Here is a 17,712-nt window from a genome sequence, read left to right as displayed (position 1 = left end):
GGCCGGCGGGCGGCGGCTCGACCCGCCGGCGTCGGTGCCGAGCGCCAGCGGCACCAGCCCGCCGGCCACCGCCACCGCCGGGCCGCCGCTGGAGCCGCCCGGTGTCAGAGCCGGGTCGAGCGGGTGGCGGGTGGGGCCGAACAGCGGGTTGGTGGTGACCCCCTTGCAGGCGAATTCGGAGCTGTTGGCCATGCCGACCAGCACCGCGCCGGCCTGGCGCAGGCGCTCCACCGCGATGGCGTCGGCGGGGGCGACGAAATCGGCGAACAGGCGGGAACCCTGGGTGACGCGCCGACCGGCGACCCAGATGGTGTCCTTGACGGCGACCGGAATCCCGGCCAGCGGCAGCGTCTCCCCGGCGGCGACGCGGCGGTCGACGGCGTCGGCCTGCGCCAGCGCCGCGTCGTGATGGACGGCGACGATGGCGTTCAGCGCCGGGTTTCCGGCGGCGATGCGGGCGAGGCAGGCTTCGGCCTCGGCGCGGGCGCTGCGGGTGCCGGCGTTCACGGCGCGGGCGATGGCCCGGGCGGAGGTGACGGCGCTCATCCGCGCTCTCCCAACAGGCCGAAGCCGGCCAGCGCCGCCAGCGCGGCGAACAGCAGGTAGCCGGCGGCCAGCCCACCGAACGCCCAACTGGCGGCGATCAGCAGGACCGGCCCGGCGATCAGCCCGACATAGCCGCCGACCATCACCGCGCCGGTCGCCTCGCCGATGCGGTCGGGCGGGGCGAGCCGGGCGACCTCGGCCAGGAACACGCCGTTCCAGCCACTGGCGGTCAGGCCGATCAGGAAGGTGGCGACCAGCAGGGCGGGGAAGGGCAGGGCGGCCCCGGCCAGCGCGACGAAGGCGGACGCCGCCGCCATGCCGAGCCCGAGCCACGCGACCAGCCGGCGCGGCGCCACCCAGCGGCTGGCGACCACGCCCCAGCCGAGCCGCCCGACCAGCCCGCCGCCCTGGCCCACCGCCAGCGCCACCCCGGCGGCGACATGGCCGAGGCCCAGTTCGGTCACCGCAAAAACCACGAAGAAGCCGTTCAGCGCCAACTGGCTGGCGGCGTAGGGCGCCGACGCCACCGCCAGCCGCCGCAGCGCCGCGTCGTCGCGCACCAGCCGCCACGCCGCGCCCAGCCCGAACGCCCGGCCGGCGGAGCGGGTCAGCGGGTCGTAGGCCCGGCGCATCCGCTCGAAGACCAGGATGCCGGCCAGCGCCAGCGCGGCGATGACGGCGTAGCCGGCGCGCGGGTCGACCGCCGCCGCCAGCACCGGCAAGGCGAGCGACCCGGCCATGGCGCCGAACTGGTTGCCGGTCTGGCGGACCGAAAAGACCAGCGGCCGGTCGGCCTCGCGCGCCAGCCGGCCGAGGATGGCGGCGCTGGCCGGCGTCTCCGGCCCGCAGGCGACGCCGATGGCGACCCCGGCGGCCAGCAGCGCCACCGCCCCGCCGCCCATCATCGCGCACAGCATGGCGACCGCCACCGCCGCCGCGCACAGCGAGGCGACGCGGAAGGCGCCCAGCCGTCCGGCCAGCACCCCGCCATAGAGCGACGCCGCCGTGCCCACCACGAAGCCGGTGGTGGAGAACAGCCCCAGCCCGGCCGGGTCGATCCCCATGCGCGGCGCCAGCACCCCCGGCGCGAACAGGCCGAGCGCCACCAGCGCCTGCAGGCCGGTCATCGCCACCAGCGCCGGGCGCAGCGCCGGCAGGGCTGGAGGCAGGGCTGGCGGGGCGTGGATCGCCTCGGCTACCATGGCGGACACCTTAAGGCGGGGATACGGGCATGGCGGGCGGCATTTCGATACACGGCGTGGACGTGGCGCGCGGCGTCGCCGCCGAAGGGTTGCTGGTGGAGCTTCACGCGTTGACCCCCGAACGGCGACTGCTGGCGTCGGGGCGGCTGGGCGCCAACGGCCAGCTCGACCACCCGACGGTGCGCGGGGAGGGCATCGCGCCGGGCCCGCACGAGGCGCTGTTCCACATCGGCGACTGGCTGCGCGCTGCCGGATACCCGGAGGCGCAGACCGGTTTCCTGGACATCCTGCCCTTCCGCTTCGTGGTGACCGATCTGGATCGGCATCTGCATCTGCCCCTGAAGTTCACGCCCTTCGGCGTATCGCTGTTTCTGGGTGTCTGACGGCGCTCGGGTCAACCTTCTCAGGTCAGGCGTTTGGACAGCCCGGCGACCCGCTCCATCACCAGCATCAGGGCGATGGTGACGACGATCAGCACGCCCGACAGCGCGGCGACGGTGACGTCCAGCTTGCCTTCCAGGTCCTGCCACATCCGGATCGGCAGCATGTCGGTGGCGGCGTCGCGCAGGAACAGCGACACCGGCACATTGTCGAAGGACGCCATGAAGGCGATGAAGCCGCCGGCCATGATGCCCGGCCGGATCAGCGGCAGCGTCACCCGGCGGAAGCTGTAGAGCCGCGAGGCCCCCAGGCTGGCCGACGCCTCCAGCAGCGACGGGTTCAACTGCGCCAGCGACGCCACGCTGTTGCGCACCACATAGGGCACCGACACCACGGTGTGGCCGATGATCAGCGTCAGCGGCGACACCGGCAGGCCGACCAGCGAGAAGAACATCAGCGACGACAGCCCGAAGGCCAGCGCCGGCAGCACCAGCGGCGACAGGAACAGGCTGTCCAGCACGCGGGCGGTCAGCTTTTCCGACCGCGCGATTCCGAGCGAGGCGGCGACCCCCAGCAGCACCGACAGGCCGGTCGCCCAGGCGGCGACCTTCAGGCTGTTCATCATGGCGAACTGCAGCTGCCAAGCGTTCCACAGCTCGACATACCAGCGGGTCGAATAGCCGGGCGGCGGGAATTTCAGCGAATAGCCGTTGGTGAAGGACACCCAGACCACGACGACGGTCGGCGCCGCCAGCAGCACCAGCGCCAGCAGGGCGATGCCGGTCATGACGACGCGGAAGCTGAGCGCGTCGAGGTCGATGCGGCGGTTGCTCACGATGGCGGCTCCCTTCCGGTCAGGCGTTGGTGTAGCCGCGCGACAGGCGGCCCAGCACGGTGAAGACCGACACCACCACCAGCACCGCGGCCAGGAAGATGATGGAGATCGCGGCGGCGAACGGCCAGTTCTGCAGGGTCGAGGCCTGCTGGTAGATGTACATCGGCATGAACAGCATCTGCCCGCCGCCGATCAGGCTCTGGGTGATGAAGGCGGTGATGGCGGCGGCGTAGGTCAGCAGGCAGCCGGCGATGATCCCCGGCAGCGACAGCGGCAGCGTGACCTTGCGGAAGGTCCGCCAATGCCCGGCCCCCAGCACCGACGAGGCGTCGGCCAGATTGGGGTCGATCCGGCTGAGCGCGGTGATCAGCGGCAGCACCATCAGCGGCATCTGCACCTGCGCCAGCGCCATGACGACGCCGCTGTCGGTGTAGAGCAGCTTCAGCGGCGCGTCGATCAGCCCCAACCCGCCGAGCGCGGCGTTGATGATGCCCTGCCGCCCGAGGATGACGACCCAGGCGAAGGTGCGCACCACCACGCTGGTCAGCAGCGGCAGCAGCACCAGCAGCATGATGACGCCCTTGCCCCAGCCCGGCGCCCGCTGGTGCAGCCACGCCACCGGATAACCCAGCAGCAGCGTCAGCGCGGTGACCTTGACCCCCAGCCACAGGGTGGACCCCAGCACGCCCAGGCTGAAGCGGTCGGCCAGGAAATGGACGTACTGGGTCAGGCCGTACCGGCTGCCCTGCGGATCGGCCTGGAAGCTGAGCGCCAGCAGGATGACCAGCGGCGTCACGAAGAAGACGAGGAAGCCCAGCGCCAACGGTGCCGCGAGCTTCAGATCGTAGGTGGTGACGGAACGCAGCGTCGTCGCGGCCATGGCGTGGTCGTCTCCTGTCGTAAAGCCCTCTCCCGTCCCGGGAGAGGGGAAACATCACACCCGGATTTCGCGGTTGAAGCGTTCGATCCAGGCGGCGCGCTGCTCGTTGATCTTTGCCCAGTCCTGGAACACGAACTTGCTGGCGATCTCGGCGTGGTCCTTGGCCAGCGCCTTGGCGATCTCGCCCTTCATGGCGACCTTGGTGTTGGTCGGCACGATCAGGTACGGCTCCTCCATCAGCGTCGCCTGGACCTCCGGCGACAGGGCGGCTTCGATCAGCTTGAAGGCCAGCTCCTTGTTGGGGGAGTTCTTGACGATGTGGATCGTCGTCTTGAAGGCGATGGCGCCTTCCTTCGGGGCGACGAACTCCACCGGCACGCCGCGCGCCTTCAGGATCTGGATGGCGTTGAAGTTGCCGGGCGAAATGTCGATCTGGCCCTGCTGGAACAGCGTCGCCAACTGCCCCGGGTTGGCGGCGACGGCGGCGAGGCTGGGGCGCAGTGCCTCGATCGCCTTGAAGGCCGGGTCGATGTTGCTCTCCGACCCGCCATGCATCTTGGCAAGCTCGACCATGAAGCCGGTGCCGAGCGTCGAGTTCAGGTTGGTGATGCCGACGCGGCCCTTGAACTCCGGCTTCCACAAATCGGCCCAGCTGGTCGGCGGCGTCTTCACCGTCTCCGGGTTGTAGGTCAGACCGACCACCTGGAAGAAGGGCGCCGGGCCGGTCGGTTCCTGCGCTGCCGGGATCAGGTCCTTGTAATAAGCGCTCTTTTCGACCGGATAGGGCTCGACCAGCCCCTGCGCCACCGCCTGCAGGGCGGGCCCCGGATCATGCAGCATGACGTCGATCGGCGGGTTGTTCTTCGCCGCCGTCACCTTGGCGATCTGGTCGACCGACAGCATCGGGTCGAGCACCATGTCGGCGTTGCCGGTCGCCTTGCGGAAGGCGGGGACCAGCACGGCCTTGTGCGCCTCCTCCCAACTGCCGGTGAAGGTGGCGAAGACCAGCGGGCGGGCCTGCGCCCAGGTCAGGCCGGGGAAGGCGTGCATGGCGCCCAGCGTCAGCGCGGTCTGCATCAGGTTGCGGCGGGTCAACAGCATCGTTCACTCCTGCAGGGTCGGGGGAGGGCTGGCGGAATTGGAAAAACTCAGGCGGCGGCAAAGACCGAGGCGAGGCGCGGCGCCAGCGGGGCGAGGCGCACCGGCGTGCCGGGGGCGAGGACCGACGCGCGCTCGAAACGCGATTCGGCCACCTTCACGGCCGACCCGTCGCCGACGCGGATTTCGTGGACGATGGTGGCGCCCAGCGGCAGGCCCATCTCGACCACGCCGTTCAGCGCCTCGCCGGCCCCATCGCCAGCGGCCGCGCCGGGATCGACGCGCAGATGCTCGGGCCGCAGGCAGACGGTGACGCGGTCGCCGGGGCCGACGTCGCCCCGCGGCGCGCGGGTTTCGATGACGCCGCCGACGTCCAACCGCACCCGTCCGCCGCTGCGGTCGGCCGCCTCCAGCACGCCGCCCAGCCGGTTGGCGGAGCCGACGAAGCTGTTGACGAACAGGCTTTCGGGCGCGTCGTAGACGTCGGTCGGTGGCGAGAACTGCTCCAGCCGGCCCTGGCTCAGCACGGCGACGCGGTCGGCCATCGACAGCGCCTCCTCCTGGTCGTGGGTGACCAGGATGGTGGTGATGCCGGACAGGCGCTGGATGCGCTTGACCTCGATCTGCATGTCGAGCCGCAGATTCTTGTCGAGCGCGGCGAAGGGCTCATCGAGCAGCAGGATCGACGGGTTGACCGCCAGCGCGCGGGCCAGCGCGACGCGCTGCTGCTGGCCGCCCGACATCTGGCGCGGGGTGCGGTCGCCGAGGTGGCCGAGCTTCACCAGATCCAGCATGCGCTGCGCCTCGCGCCGCTGGGTCGCGCGGTCGACGCCGCGCGCGTCCAGCCCGTAGGCGACGTTCTCCGCCACCGTCATGTGCGGGAACAGCGCGTAGTTCTGGAAGACGATGCCGACCGAGCGGCGGTTGGGCGGCAGCCCGTCCATCGTCTCGCCGCCGACGATCACATGCCCCTTCGTCTGGGCCAGGAAGCCGGCGATGATGCGCAGCAGCGTCGTCTTCCCGCAGCCGGACGGCCCCAGCAGCGCCACCAGCTCCCCACCCCGGATGTCGAGCGTCACGTCGTTCACGGCGACCGAGGCGCCGTAGCGTTGCGTGATCCCGTCGAGCAGCAGCGTCCGCCCCTGGGATGGGCCGGTGGATGGTCCGGCGGGGGCGGCCGCTGCGGTGGTGGGCGAGGCGCTGGTCATGGCTGCACCGTCCGTTTCGGGTTACTGTCCTGTGCCTCCTGTTTAGCAAACGGTATGCCGTTTCATGGTTCACCGTTGTTTGTCAGTATGATAGCTGTGTTTCATGCATGTCCGCGACGCAGCGCGCGTGGGGTTGTGGCGCCGTTCTGGGCGCCGCATCGAGGCATTTGCCGCATTTCTCGTCACGGAAGGGGTTTGACGCATGAATGAGCAGACGGGCGCCGTGTGGCGCGACAGCGCCGCCGGGCTCGCCGCCAAGCTGGCGCGGCGGGAGCTGTCGGCGCGTGAGGCGGTGCAGGCGCATCTTGACCGCATCGCCGCGACCGACCCGGCGCTGTCGGCTTTTCTCACGGTGGCCGCCGACACGGCGCTGGCCCGGGCCGACGCGCTGGACGCGGCGCCCGCCCCGCTGGGGCCGCTGCACGGCGTGCCGGTGGCGGTGAAGGATCTGACCGACACCGCGGGGGTGCGCACCACCTATGGATCGGCGCTCTACGCCGACCATGTCCCGGTGGCCAACGACCTCGCGGTGGCGCGGATCGAGGCGGCGGGCGGCATCGTCATCGGCAAGACCAACACGCCGGAGTTCGGCATGGGCGCGGTCTGCCAGAACCGGCTGGCCGGGCCGACGCGCAACCCGTTCGACCCGGTGCTGACCTCCGGCGGGTCGAGCGGTGGATCGGCGGTGGCGGTCGCGGTGGGCATGGCGCCGCTGGCGCACGGCACCGACTTCGGCGGTTCGGTGCGGGTGCCGGCGAGCTTCTGCGGCGTCGCCTCGATCCGGCCGACGCCGGGGCTGATCCCGGCGCCGGGGCGCCGGCTCGGCTGGGACACGCTGGCCACCCACGGCGTGCTGGCGCGCGACACGGCGGATTGCGCGCTGCTGCTGGGCGCAATGGCCGGGGCGGATTTGCGTGACCCGACCTCGCTGTTCGGCGACCGCGACGACGGCTCGGTGTCCCGGCTCGGCGCCACGGCGGATTTCGGTGCGGCCACCGTGTCGCAGGCGGTGCGCGCCCGGTTCGACGCGGCGGTGGAGCGGCTGGAGCGCGCCGCCGGCCCGGTGGCGCGGCGCCATCCCGACTGCGGCGACGCCATGGCGACCTTCCGCACGCTGCGCGCCGCGCAGACCCGCCACGCCTACGGCCCGCTGCTGGCCGAACATGGCGCGCGGCTGACCGACACCGTGCGCTGGAACATCGAGGCCGGGGCCGGCATCACCGCCGACGCCTATCTGGAGGCGCAGGCGGCGCGCACCGCGCTGTACCGGCGCTTCGTCGCGCTGTTCGAGGAGATCGACGTGCTGGCCGCGCCGGCCTGCGGCGTGCTGCCCTGGCCGAACGCGGACGGCGAGGTCATGGCCATCGACGGCCGCCCGGTCGAGACCATCCTCGACTATCTCGGGGTGACCGCCATCGTGACGCTGATCGGCTTCCCGGTGCTGACCCTGCCGGTCGGCGGCGGGACCGCCGGCGATCCGCCCTTCGGCGTGCAGTTGATCGCCCGCCCGGGCGAGGAGGCCCGGCTGGTCCGGCTCGGCCGCCGGCTGGAGCGCGAGGCCGGCTTCGTCCACCGCTGGCCGGCCTGACCGCCGGCCATTCCGCCCATGCCGAACCGGCGGTGTGGACGGAATGCGGGCATCGTCGGCCGTTGCCGGAGCCGGATCAGATGGCGTCCGGCTCCGCTCCCGGCTCGAAGCCGCCGGACTGGTCGAAGGTGTCGCCGGCGACGTCCGGGCCCCATTCCTGGACCAGGGCGACCTTCTTCTGCTTCAGCACCTCGACCCGCTTTTCGGCGCGGGTCACCTCCAGCCCGGCGACCAGCGGCGGCACGCCGTAATAGATGCCCCAGCCGACGGCGGCGGCGCTGTACATCACCAGCCACGACAGCGGATCGGCGAACACCTTCGCCGCGGCGGTGATCGTGTGCTGGTGCTTCCACAAATCGATGGCGAAGGGCATGCAGCCGCAGAAATTCAGGCCGCCGACGGTGATCGGCGCCGATTTGTCGGGGTCGCGGTCGATGATGTAGGCGACGATGGTCGGGATCATGCCGACGCCGAACAGGATCGTCGTCGGCAGCACGATCAGCGCCGCCGGGACGATCAGCAGGACCAGCGTCAGGGTTCCGCCCTTTTTCTTCTTCCTACGCGCCATGACGATACCCCCGCTGCCCGGTCAGAAGGCGAAGAACAGGATGATGCCGGCGACCAGGACGGTCGACAGCAGGCTGGACACGATGGCGGCGACCTGCCGTCCGGACGTCTCGATGATGCTGTTGCGGTCGGCGATGGTGTGGCGGACCTTGTCCATCTCCGCGTCGGCCTCGCGGTAGGCGATCTGCGCCGCCTCGAACGCCAGCCGGTCGCGGCGCAGGGCGTCGGGGTCGTCGACCACCTTCAGCAGCTCGGTCAGGCGGCCGTTGTGCGCGGCGGCGTCGGCCATCTTGCGCACCTCCTGCTGCTGCGGCCGGTTGTGGAAGCGGCGGAAGGCGGGGTCGAGCAGCGCCACCACCCAGGCGGCGAGGTGGGTCAGCCCGTCGACCCCGGTGCGGGCCTGGATGTCCGACAGGATGGTCAGCATGGCGACGACGCGGCGCATCGGCTCCACCCCGCTGCCGAGCTGGGTGTACAGCAGCTCGTCGCCGCGCTTGTGGCGGGCGGCCAGGAAGGAGGCGACCTGGCGGTCGATCGGGTCCTTGTGCCGCTCGCCCCCCGCCGCCAGCCAGTCGAGCGCGCGCAGCAGCTCCGCCGGGGTGGTCGGCAACTGCTTGACCACCAGGGCGCTCATGCAGGGCATGGTCGGGTTCATCTCGTACAGCACCCGCTCCACCCCCAGCCCGTGGCTGGCGCGGTCGAGGAAACCGCGCAGCTGGTCGAAGCTCTGCACCAGCGGCACGAACTCCGGCCTGAAGTCGGTCTGGACGCTGACCCAGAACATCGGCAACTGGTTGGCGACCACCTCGGCCACCGCTTGCGGCGATTCGCTGCGCATGAAGGCGTCGGCCAGCATGGTGGCGATGCCGTCGGGCATCATCGCCCGGCCGCGGTAGCGGATCGGCGCGTTGGGGTCGAGCGCGATGCAGACGCGGGCGACCAGCCGGTCGCCCTGGCTGCCGCCCTTGCCGCTGGAGGCGGTCTGGATGGCGTTGTTCACCGCCTCGGCCCGGACGTCGTCGCCCATCGACCGGCGCAGCCACTTGTCCAACTCGCCGCTCTCGATCACCGAGGCCGCTGCCGGGGCGTGGCGCGAGAAGGCGCGGGCCAGCGTGCGGCAATGCCAGTATTCCGACCCCTGGAACTCCAGCGGCCGCGCCGCCCGGCGCGAGATCTGCGGCTGCTTCGGGCTGAGCCGGCGGCCCGCCACCCACAGATCGAGGTCGTTCAGCGTCCAGCGCTGCTTCGGGTCGTCGACCAGCAGGCCGCGCACCACCTCGTTGATCGCCAGCGGCAGGCGGTTCTGCTGCACCAGGGCGGGGTAGGAGCCGCGATCCATCTTCGCCTGCAGCACCGCGTCGTCGTCCAGCCCCGACAGCGGGTTGCGGCCCAGCGCCAGGATCAGCAGGGTGACGCCCAGCGAATAGAGGTCGTCGGCGACCGTGCCGGTGCCGCGCCCGGCCGGGTTGGCCATGCCGCGTTCGATCGTCTCCAGCAGCACCGGCTGGGCGTAGCCGGGCTGGGTCGACACGCAGTCGCCCAGCATCAGCCCGCCCGACGCGAGGTCGCGGTAGAACAGGTTGGTCGGGCGGATGGCGCCATGGACGACGCCGCGGCTCGACAGCTCCTTCAGCGCCGCCACCAGCGGGTGGACGATCTGGCGGGTGAGCTGGTCCTCCGGCATCGGGTCGAGCGTCTCGGCCAGCGACCCCATCAGCCGCTTGCCGCCCGGCTTTTCGAACACCAGGCAGAAACGGCGGCCGCGGTCCTGCGGCCAGTCCACCAGCCCCCAGTCCAGCAGCCGCATGTGCGTGGCGTTGTCGAGGCTGCCGACGGTGGCGCAGATGTCCATCCGCGGCAGCACCGCGGCGTGGGCGATGATGGCGAAGGGCTCGATCCGCTTCTCGCGCAGCGCCTTGGCGGTGAAGGCGTTGCCGCCAACCGCGTTCAGCGCCGGCAACGGGGCGCCGGGCTGGATCTCGTAGCGTTCGGCGAGCTTGACCGGTTCGGCGTTCGCCATCGGTGCCGCGGCGGCTCCCATCGTTGCGGTCTGGGCGTCGGATGGCATGGACGGCGGATCCCCGAGGCGTGCGAATGTGCGCGAGCCTTAGGTGGCGTGAAAAGGGCAAACAAACCCTTAACGTGCGCGTGCGTAACACTATCGGATTGGATTGGAGAAAGAAACCCCTCCCACCGGGCGGCGGATCCTTGGCCGGGGCGGAGGTGGGCGGGCAAGATTTACACGGATTGAACGGATGTAAACACGGATTTCACGGATGTGGCGTCATCCAATCGTCGAGTTTTGAGAAGACTTGGGGCGCCGCCAAGCTTAAAAAACCGTGTAATCCGTGTCATCCGTGTAAATCTTGCCAATCACCACAGCATTTCGTCAAAAAGCGAAGGCCGATCCATAGGCCCCCACCCCCCTCCCACCAGGGGAGAGGGGCTGTCAGGGCGGCTGAGGATCAGTCGTTCTTGACCTTGACGTAGGAGCCCGGCGCGTCCTCGATCGCCGGCAGGGCGCCGTCGCCCGGCTGGCGGGCGGGAACCTTGCCGTTGGCGAACTGGCCGACCCACTTGTTCCATTCCGGCCACCAGGAGCCGGGGGTCTGGGTTGCCTTCTCCAGCCACTCGTCGGAGGTCTTGGCCAGCTTCTCGCTGGTCCAGTAGCAGTACTTGTTGGCCGCCGGCGGGTTGACGACGCCGGCGATGTGGCCCGACGCCCCCAGCACGAACTTGACCGGACCGCTGAACAGCTGGGCACCGCTGAAGGTGCTCTTCCACGGGGCGATGTGGTCTTCGCGCGCCGACAGGAACAGCGACGGGACCTTCACCTTGCCGAGGTCGATCGGCACGCCCTTCAGCGACACCGCGCCCGGCTGCGCCAGCATGTTCTTCTGGTACATGTTGCGCAGATAGAAGCTGTGCATCGCCGCCGGCATGCGGGTGCTGTCGCTGTTCCAGTACAGCAGGTCGAAGGGGAAGGGATCCTTGCCCAGCAGGTAGTTGTTGACCACGAACGACCAGATCAGGTCGTTGGCGCGCAGCATGTTGAAGGTGGTCGCCATCTTGGCGCCGTCGAGATAGCCCTGCTCGGCCATCTGCCCTTCGATGAAGGTCAGCTGCTCCTCGTCGATGAAGATCGACAGCTCGCCGGCCTCGGTGAAGTCCAGCATGGTGGTGAAGAAGGTCGCCGACTTGATGCGGTCGTCCTTCTTGGCCGCCATGTAGGCGAGCGTCGAGGCCAGCAGCGTGCCGCCCAGGCAGTAGCCGATGGCGTTGACGTCCTTCTCGCCGGTCGCCTTCTCGATGGCGTCGAGCGCGGCCAGCGGGCCTTCGACCATGTAGTCCTCGAAGCCCTTGGCCGCCAGCGTCTCGTCCGGGTTGACCCAGGACAGGACGAAGACGGTGTGGCCCTGGTCGACCGCCCACTTGATGAAGCTGTTCTTCTCGCGCAGGTCGAGGATGTAGAACTTGTTGATCCACGGCGGCACGATCATCAGCGGCCGCTTGTTCACGTCCGGCGTGGTCGGCGTGTACTGGATCAGCTGCATCAGGCTGGTCTGGTAGACGACCTTGCCCGGGGTGACCGCGATGTTCTTGCCGAGCTGGAAGGCGTCATAGTCGGTCATGGAGATGCGCAGCTCGCCCTTGCCGCGCTCCAGGTCCTTCAGCAGATGCTCCAGCCCCTTGACCAGGTTCTCGCCGCCGCTCTCGATCGTCGCGCGCAGCACCTCCGGGTTCGTCATGACGAAGTTGGAGGGCGCCATCGCGTCGACGAACTGGCGGGTGTAGAAATCGACCTTCTTGGCGGTGTGGTCGTCCAGCCCGTCGACCTGGTTCACGGTCGACTGCATCCACCGCGCGCTCAGCAGGTAGGACTGCTTGATGAAGTCGAACAGCGTGTTCTCGTCCCAGGCCGAGTCCTTGAAGCGGCGGTCGTCCTTCGCTGGAGCGATGACCGGCTGCGACTCCTGGCCGAAGAAGCGCTGGGTGGTGCGCTGCCACAGGGTCAGGTAGTCCTGCCACAGCGTCATCTGCGCCTGCATCAGCTTGGCCGGGTCGGCCATCATGCGGGTCGTCATTTCCAGGAAGGCATGGCCGACGCCCATCGGGTCGGGGCTCTTCGGCCCGGCGCCGTCGGCGGCCTGACGCGCCAGGAACTCCGACACCAGCCGCTGGCTCTGTTCGGCGATGCGGGTCATCGCCCGCGACATTTCGACGGGGTCGGGGAGCTTGACGTCCGGGATCGCGGCAGACGCCGGGGTGGAAGCCTGAGGGGGGGCCTTGGTCTCGGCCATGAGCACGGTCCTTCTTCTCTGGGCGTGTGTCGCGTCACCGGTTGGCGGTGTCCGCGAGTTTAGGCTTTGGGCGGTGCGGGCGGGCGGCTATACAGGCATGCGGTGGAACGGTCGAGAGGGTGGAACCGACATGTGGCTGCCGGCGATGCGGTCGGTAACATGCAGCGGTTCGGCCCTCTTGTGCAGTGCGGGAAAACCCGGGACCTCTCATACACCGTGGGTGTGAACATTTCATTTCGCGCATTGTCGCACAAGTGCGGCGTGGCGACCAGCGACGGGGACGGAACATGGCGGCGGCCGGACAGGGCATCGCGGCGGGGAAGCGGACGGTCGGCGCCGCGATCGTATTTGTGCCGATGATTCTCGCGCCGTTGGTTGTCGGGCTGTCGGCGTGCAGCGACCGGGTGCTGGACACCGGCCTCTACGGCGCCGTGACCGGCGCGGACTCGCCGGTCAACGAGGCGGCGTCGCCCATCCGCGCCATGACCGGCGAGCGCACCGGCTACCCGAATCTGGGCACCGTGCCGCCGCGCCCGACCAACCTCACGACCGAGGCGCAGCGCGAGCAGGCGATGGACCGGCTGGCGCAGGACCGTGCGGCATCGCGACGCACCAAGACGGAGACCGAGGCGATCCCGATGCCGGAGCCGCTGCCGACCCCGATGGCCGTCCCGCCGAAGCCGAACCTCCAGCCCGGCCGGAGCTGACCCCAGAGAAAAGCCCCTCGCTCCGGTTGGAGGAGGGGCTTTTTCTCACGTCACGGCATCACGGCCGCGATTGCTCCTGCTAGGCATCACTCCTGGATGAAGGCCTTCACGTAGGACTGGCGCAGCGGCTGGATCAGATAGTCCAGCGGGGTGCGGGGCGACAGCACGATGCGGGCCTCCACCGGCATGCCGGCCTTGATCTTCAGCTTGCCGACCTCGTGGGCGTCGCCGTCCTTCAGACGGATGCGGGCGAGGTAATACTCCTGGCGGGTGGCGTTGTCGGTCAGGCGGTCGGCCGACACGTAGGACACGGTGCCGTCGATGGTGCCGACGACGCGGGTGTCGTAGGCGGTCAGCTGCACCTTCACCGGCAGGTCGACGGCCATCGACTTGATGTCCTTCGGCTGGATGCGGACCTCGGCCAGCAGCGCCTTGTCGTCGGGGACGATGTCCAGCACCGGCTCGTTGGCGGTGATCGAGCCGCCGACCGCCGGGTGGCCGTACATCACGACGTTGCCGGCGTCCGGAGCCTTGATGGTGCGGTTGTCCAGCCGGTTCTTGGCGTCGCGGGTCTGGTCGACCAGCTTCTGGATGTCGCCGCGGGCCTTCTCGAACTCCATCAGCACCTTCTCGCGGAAGTCGCTGCGGCGGCGCACCAGATCGCCCTGGGCGTCGACCGCCTGCTGGCGCGACTGGGACATGCGGGCTTCCAGCTCATGGTCCTGGGCGTGGAGCTGGGCGTTCTCCTTCTGCGCCGCGACCAGCTTGGTGCGGGTGGAGTTGCCGCGGTCCAGCAGGCCCTGGGTGATCTGGATGTCCTCGTCCGACAGCTTGATCTCACGGGCCAGGAAGGCGCGCTGCTGTTCCATGCTGCGCACCTCGTCGCCCAGCGTGGCGATGCGGTCCTGGGTCAGCTTGGCTTCGGTTTCGAGCTGGGCGTGGCGGACCTGGAACAGCTTTTCCTGGTTGCGCATGGCGTTGTCGACGGCCGGCTCGGAGGCGCGGCGGTCGGCGAGCTGCGCCGGCCATTCGATCGCCGGCTTCTCGAACAGCTCGGCCGACAGGCGGGCCTCCAGCGCCAGCGTGTCGAGCCACGAGGCGTTCAGCATGTCCAGCCGGGTCTGCGCCTCGGTGCTGTCCAGCCGCATCATGACCTGGCCGGCGCTGACCCGGTCGCCTTCATTGACCAGGATTTCGCTGATGACGCCGCCCTCGGTGTTCTTCACCACCTTGCGGCCGGTTTCCGGGGCCAGCGAGCCCGACGCGCTGATCGCGCTGTGCAGCGGCGCCAGCGCCGCCCAGCCGGTCATGCCGCCGAACCCGACCGCCAGGACTACGAAGCCGCTCAGCAGCAGGTTGCGCACGCCGGTTTCCGGCATCGTCGCCCGCAGCGCGTGGATCGAGGTGATCGTCGCCGCCATCCGCGTCGGCTTGCCGTGCTGGTTGGATTCCGGCGGGTGGGTCGCGTGGTCGGCTTGCAGCGGGGTCGGGAAGGTCGTGGTCAGCGTGGTCATGGGGTGTTCCTTGGCTCAGTCCAGTCCGGGTCGGGCGTCGTCGCGTGGCGGGGGGCTTGCGGCCGGCCTCAGCCGGCGGCCCCCGCCGTCGCCGCGGAGGGACCGGATGCATGGCCGGTCTGGGACGGGCCGAGGTTGCGCAGACGGGCGAGGTTGGCGGCGCCCTGCTGGGACTGCTGGTCCTGGCGCGGCAGTTCCATCGCCATGCCGTTCTTCAGCACGTAGGTGCGGTCGGACAGGTCGACGAAGACGGGCGAGTGGGTCAGGACGATGACGGTGGCGCCGCGGCTCCGGCATTCCATCACGAAGGCGCGGACCGCCTTCATCCCCAGCTCGTCCAGGCCGGCGGTCGGTTCGTCCAGCACCAGCAGCGGCGGCTGGCCGAAGGCGGCGCGGGCAAGGCCGATCTGGCGGGCCGAGGCGCCGGTGATCGGGCACAGCGGGTCGGTGACCTCGGTCTCATAGCCGGCGGGCAGGCTTTCGATCCACTCGTGGATGCCGGCGGCCTTGGCGGCGGCCTCGACCTGCTCGCGGGTGGCGGAGGCGAAGCGGGCGATGTTGTCGGCGATGCTGCCCGGCAGCAGGTCGACCTGCTGCGGCAGGTAGCCGATGCCCTGGTCGGCGGTTTCCGGCGTCAGGGTGGCGATCGACAGGCCGCCCAGCCGCACGGTGCCGGCCGACGGGATGGCGACGCCGGCCAACAGGCGCGCCAGCACCGACTTGCCGGACCGGTTGGGACCGGCGACGCAGATGGTCTCGCCCGGCTCCACCGTGAAGGTGACGCTGCGCAGGATCGGCTTCTGGTCGCGGGGGGAGACGAACAGCAGGTTCTCGACGGTCAGGCGCTCGCTCTCCACCGGGACGGAGGGCCGCTCCGGCTCGCGCGACAGGCGCTTCAGCAGCGGCAGCAGGCGGCGGACGGCCTGGGCGGAGCGCTGCAGGGCACCCCAGGCGCCGGCGGTCTGCTCGATCGGGGCGAGGCCGCGGCCGACCAGCATCGAGGTGGCGATCATGCCGCCGAAGGACAGGTGCTGCTCGATCACCAGCCAGGCGCCGACGGCGGTGACGGCGATCTGCAGGACCATGCGCACCCACTTGGTGGCGGCGCCGATGGCGGCGCTGCGCTCATAGCCCTGGCCCTGCAGCGCGCTGGCGGTCAGGAAGTCGCGGTTGACGCTGTCCAGGGCCGAGCCGCCCATGCGCAGGCCGCGCACGGTGTCGGACTTGGACGCCAGCGCCTCGAACAGCTTCTGGGCGCGGCTGGCCGGCAGCTTGCTCTCGTCGTTGACCTCGCGGACGGCGGCGTGGCCGATCCAGCCCATCACCGCCATGATCGCCATCGACACGACCAGCAGCAGCGCCAGCATCGGGTGGATCACATAGATGCCGACGACGTACAGCGGCGCCCAGGGCAGATCCATCAGGGCCGGCAGCGACGGACGCGAGAAGGCGCCCTTCAGCTCCATCAGGTCGGCGAGCGGGCCGTTGTCCGGACGGCCGCGGCCGGCGGCGTCCAGCGCGTCGGCGGTCAGCCGGCGGCGCCACTTCACCTCCAGCGCGTTGCCGGCGCGGGCCAGCAGGCGGGAGCGCAGCATTTCCAGCAGCGCGCTCAGGCTCAGCGCCATCACCACGATGATGGTCAGCATGGCCAGCGTGTCGTAATTGCCGGACGGGATGGCCCGGCTGAACACCTGAAGCGAATAGATCGGCATTGCCAGCATCAGCGCGTTGATGGTAGCGCTGAAAATAAATGTACTAACAAGTATCCTGGAAAAATAACGGCGGTTAAAGGATGATTCCGGCTTGAGACCACCGGTCTTGTGCATGTTTTTGGTCTTGTTCGAAACAGGCATGAACAGCCCTCCAATTGTCACCGTTTGGCGCAGTGCCCACTGGATGCAGGCGAGTTCAGATGACGCTAACTTGGTAAACGCGGTGTTAAGATCGGGTGACGTCACAGGAATGCCACCGGATGCCACCACTTTTGCGCAGCTCTTGCGCAGGTTTTGCGGTGGTTCGCCGCGGAAAGCCGGGCGGAACGGCGCATGACCAATAGGCGGTTGGAGCGGCGGGGCGGAACCGCTATCGTTCCCGGCACTGCGGTGAAGGGCCGTCGCCACGCGGCGGTACCCGGTTTCGCGCAAACGACATTCGGAGACGACGATGGAAGGGCGCAAGGTCCCCTCGGTGGTGTTCAAGACCCGCGTGCGTGACGAGAGCGTCGGCGGGCCCAATCCGTTCCGCTGGCAGGACGTGTCCAGCGACGATCTGTTCAAGGGCAAGCGCGTGGTGGTGTTCTCGCTGCCCGGCGCCTTCACCCCGACCTGCTCGAACGAGCAGTGCCCGGCCTTCGAACGTCTCCACGACGAGTTCAAGGCGCTGGGCATCGACGAGGTCTACTGCATCAGCGTCAACGACGCCTTTGTCATGTTCCAGTGGGGCAAGAGCCTGAACCTGAACAAGGTCAAGCTGATCCCCGACGGGTCGGGCCATTTCACCCGCCGCATGGGCATGCTGATCAACAAGGACCATGTCGGCTTCGGCTACCGCTCCTGGCGCTACGCCATGGTCGTGAAGGACGGCGTGGTCGAGAAGTGGTTCGAGGAGCCGGGCATCAACGACGCGGGCGAGAACGGCGACCCCTACGGCGAATCCTCGCCGGAAAACGTGCTGGGCTACCTGCGCGCCTGAGTCCTCGGGCGCCCCGGCGATTGAGACGACGAAAGGCCGGTGGGGCGTCCGCTCCGCCGGCCTTTCGTCTGTCCGGGCGATCCTTGGCGCCTCTCTTCCCTTTTTTATCGACATCGACGATTGCCTTGCTACGTTCCGCTGTGTATGGCGGGGATGAAGCATAGACGGCCACAACCGGTGGGCGACCAACAGCG

General features: G+C 69.7%; 15 protein-coding genes. 4 read left to right on the top strand and 11 right to left on the bottom strand.

Features of this window, described 5'->3' with window-relative positions; translation table 11 throughout:
* On the bottom strand, positions 1 to 546 hold a 546-nt coding region (locus TSO352_RS32010; RefSeq protein WP_247872586.1), incomplete at its 3' end, for an amidase.
* A complete protein-coding gene (locus TSO352_RS32005) occupies positions 543 to 1,748 on the bottom strand; it encodes an MFS transporter (protein WP_109111481.1) in 1,206 nt (401 codons plus the stop codon). The genes TSO352_RS32005 and TSO352_RS32010, both read right to left, overlap by 4 nt.
* A 29-nt stretch (positions 1,749 to 1,777) precedes the next feature.
* On the opposite strand from TSO352_RS32005, the gene TSO352_RS32000 reads away from it, so the two are divergent.
* Positions 1,778 to 2,131, top strand: a complete 354-nt coding sequence (locus tag TSO352_RS32000; protein WP_109111306.1) for a hydroxyisourate hydrolase — start codon at positions 1,778 to 1,780, stop codon at positions 2,129 to 2,131.
* A 20-nt stretch (positions 2,132 to 2,151) separates the two neighbouring features.
* Here TSO352_RS32000 and TSO352_RS31995 read toward each other — a convergent pair whose 3' ends face one another.
* From TSO352_RS31995 to TSO352_RS31980, 4 genes are read right to left on the bottom strand one after another with little or no spacing between them, the layout of a single operon-like run.
* Positions 2,152 to 2,964: an ABC transporter permease gene (locus TSO352_RS31995; RefSeq protein ID WP_199231801.1), complete on the bottom strand. Its 813-nt coding sequence runs from the start codon at positions 2,962 to 2,964 to the stop codon at positions 2,152 to 2,154.
* Between the two features lie 19 nt (positions 2,965 to 2,983).
* Positions 2,984 to 3,844, bottom strand: coding sequence for an ABC transporter permease (locus TSO352_RS31990; protein ID WP_109111304.1), 861 nt, complete (start codon positions 3,842 to 3,844; stop codon positions 2,984 to 2,986).
* A 54-nt stretch (positions 3,845 to 3,898) separates the two neighbouring features.
* On the bottom strand, positions 3,899 to 4,945 hold the full coding sequence (locus TSO352_RS31985; RefSeq protein WP_109111303.1) for an ABC transporter substrate-binding protein: 1,047 nt from the start codon (positions 4,943 to 4,945) through the stop codon (positions 3,899 to 3,901).
* 47 nt (positions 4,946 to 4,992) lie between these two features.
* Entirely contained in the window at positions 4,993 to 6,150 is a 1,158-nt protein-coding gene (locus tag TSO352_RS31980) for an ABC transporter ATP-binding protein (RefSeq protein ID WP_109111302.1), read from the bottom strand.
* Positions 6,151 to 6,352: 202 nt separating this feature from the next.
* Between TSO352_RS31980 and TSO352_RS31975 the strand changes: the two genes are divergently transcribed.
* Positions 6,353 to 7,738: an amidase gene (locus TSO352_RS31975; protein WP_109111301.1), complete on the top strand. Its 1,386-nt coding sequence runs from the start codon at positions 6,353 to 6,355 to the stop codon at positions 7,736 to 7,738.
* A 76-nt stretch (positions 7,739 to 7,814) separates the two neighbouring features.
* Here TSO352_RS31975 and TSO352_RS31970 read toward each other — a convergent pair whose 3' ends face one another.
* The 3 genes from TSO352_RS31970 to phaC all read right to left on the bottom strand — a co-directional run bounded on the left by TSO352_RS31970 (position 7,815) and on the right by phaC (position 12,606).
* The gene (locus TSO352_RS31970; RefSeq protein WP_109111300.1) at positions 7,815 to 8,306 is read right to left on the bottom strand and encodes a hypothetical protein; all 492 of its coding nucleotides are present in this window, start codon (positions 8,304 to 8,306) and stop codon (positions 7,815 to 7,817) included.
* A gap of 21 nt (positions 8,307 to 8,327) precedes the next feature.
* Positions 8,328 to 10,373: a serine/threonine protein kinase gene (locus tag TSO352_RS31965; protein ID WP_247872585.1), complete on the bottom strand. Its 2,046-nt coding sequence runs from the start codon at positions 10,371 to 10,373 to the stop codon at positions 8,328 to 8,330.
* 397 nt (positions 10,374 to 10,770) lie between these two features.
* Entirely contained in the window at positions 10,771 to 12,606 is a 1,836-nt protein-coding gene (gene phaC / locus TSO352_RS31960) for a class I poly(R)-hydroxyalkanoic acid synthase (protein WP_109111299.1), read from the bottom strand.
* 287 nt (positions 12,607 to 12,893) lie between these two features.
* Between phaC and TSO352_RS31955 the strand changes: the two genes are divergently transcribed.
* On the top strand, positions 12,894 to 13,313 hold the full coding sequence (locus TSO352_RS31955) for a hypothetical protein (RefSeq protein WP_109111298.1): 420 nt from the start codon (positions 12,894 to 12,896) through the stop codon (positions 13,311 to 13,313).
* An 86-nt stretch (positions 13,314 to 13,399) separates the two neighbouring features.
* Here the strand turns inward: TSO352_RS31955 and TSO352_RS31950 are convergent, their stop codons facing one another.
* Positions 13,400 to 14,827 carry an HlyD family type I secretion periplasmic adaptor subunit gene (locus TSO352_RS31950; protein ID WP_109111297.1) on the bottom strand — a complete coding sequence of 476 codons (1,428 nt, stop codon included), beginning with the start codon at positions 14,825 to 14,827 and terminating at the stop codon, positions 13,400 to 13,402.
* A gap of 68 nt (positions 14,828 to 14,895) precedes the next feature.
* Positions 14,896 to 16,539, bottom strand: a complete 1,644-nt coding sequence (locus tag TSO352_RS31945; protein WP_247872584.1) for an ATP-binding cassette domain-containing protein — start codon at positions 16,537 to 16,539, stop codon at positions 14,896 to 14,898.
* A 451-nt stretch (positions 16,540 to 16,990) separates the two neighbouring features.
* On the opposite strand from TSO352_RS31945, the gene TSO352_RS31940 reads away from it, so the two are divergent.
* Entirely contained in the window at positions 16,991 to 17,518 is a 528-nt protein-coding gene (locus TSO352_RS31940; protein WP_109111295.1) for a peroxiredoxin, read from the top strand.
* Positions 17,519 to 17,712 lie beyond the last annotated feature (194 nt).

The sequence above is a fragment of the Azospirillum sp. TSO35-2 genome, from assembly GCF_003116095.1.
Taxonomy (GTDB): domain Bacteria; phylum Pseudomonadota; class Alphaproteobacteria; order Azospirillales; family Azospirillaceae; genus Azospirillum.
This window is presented reverse-complemented; position numbering and strand designations above follow the sequence as displayed.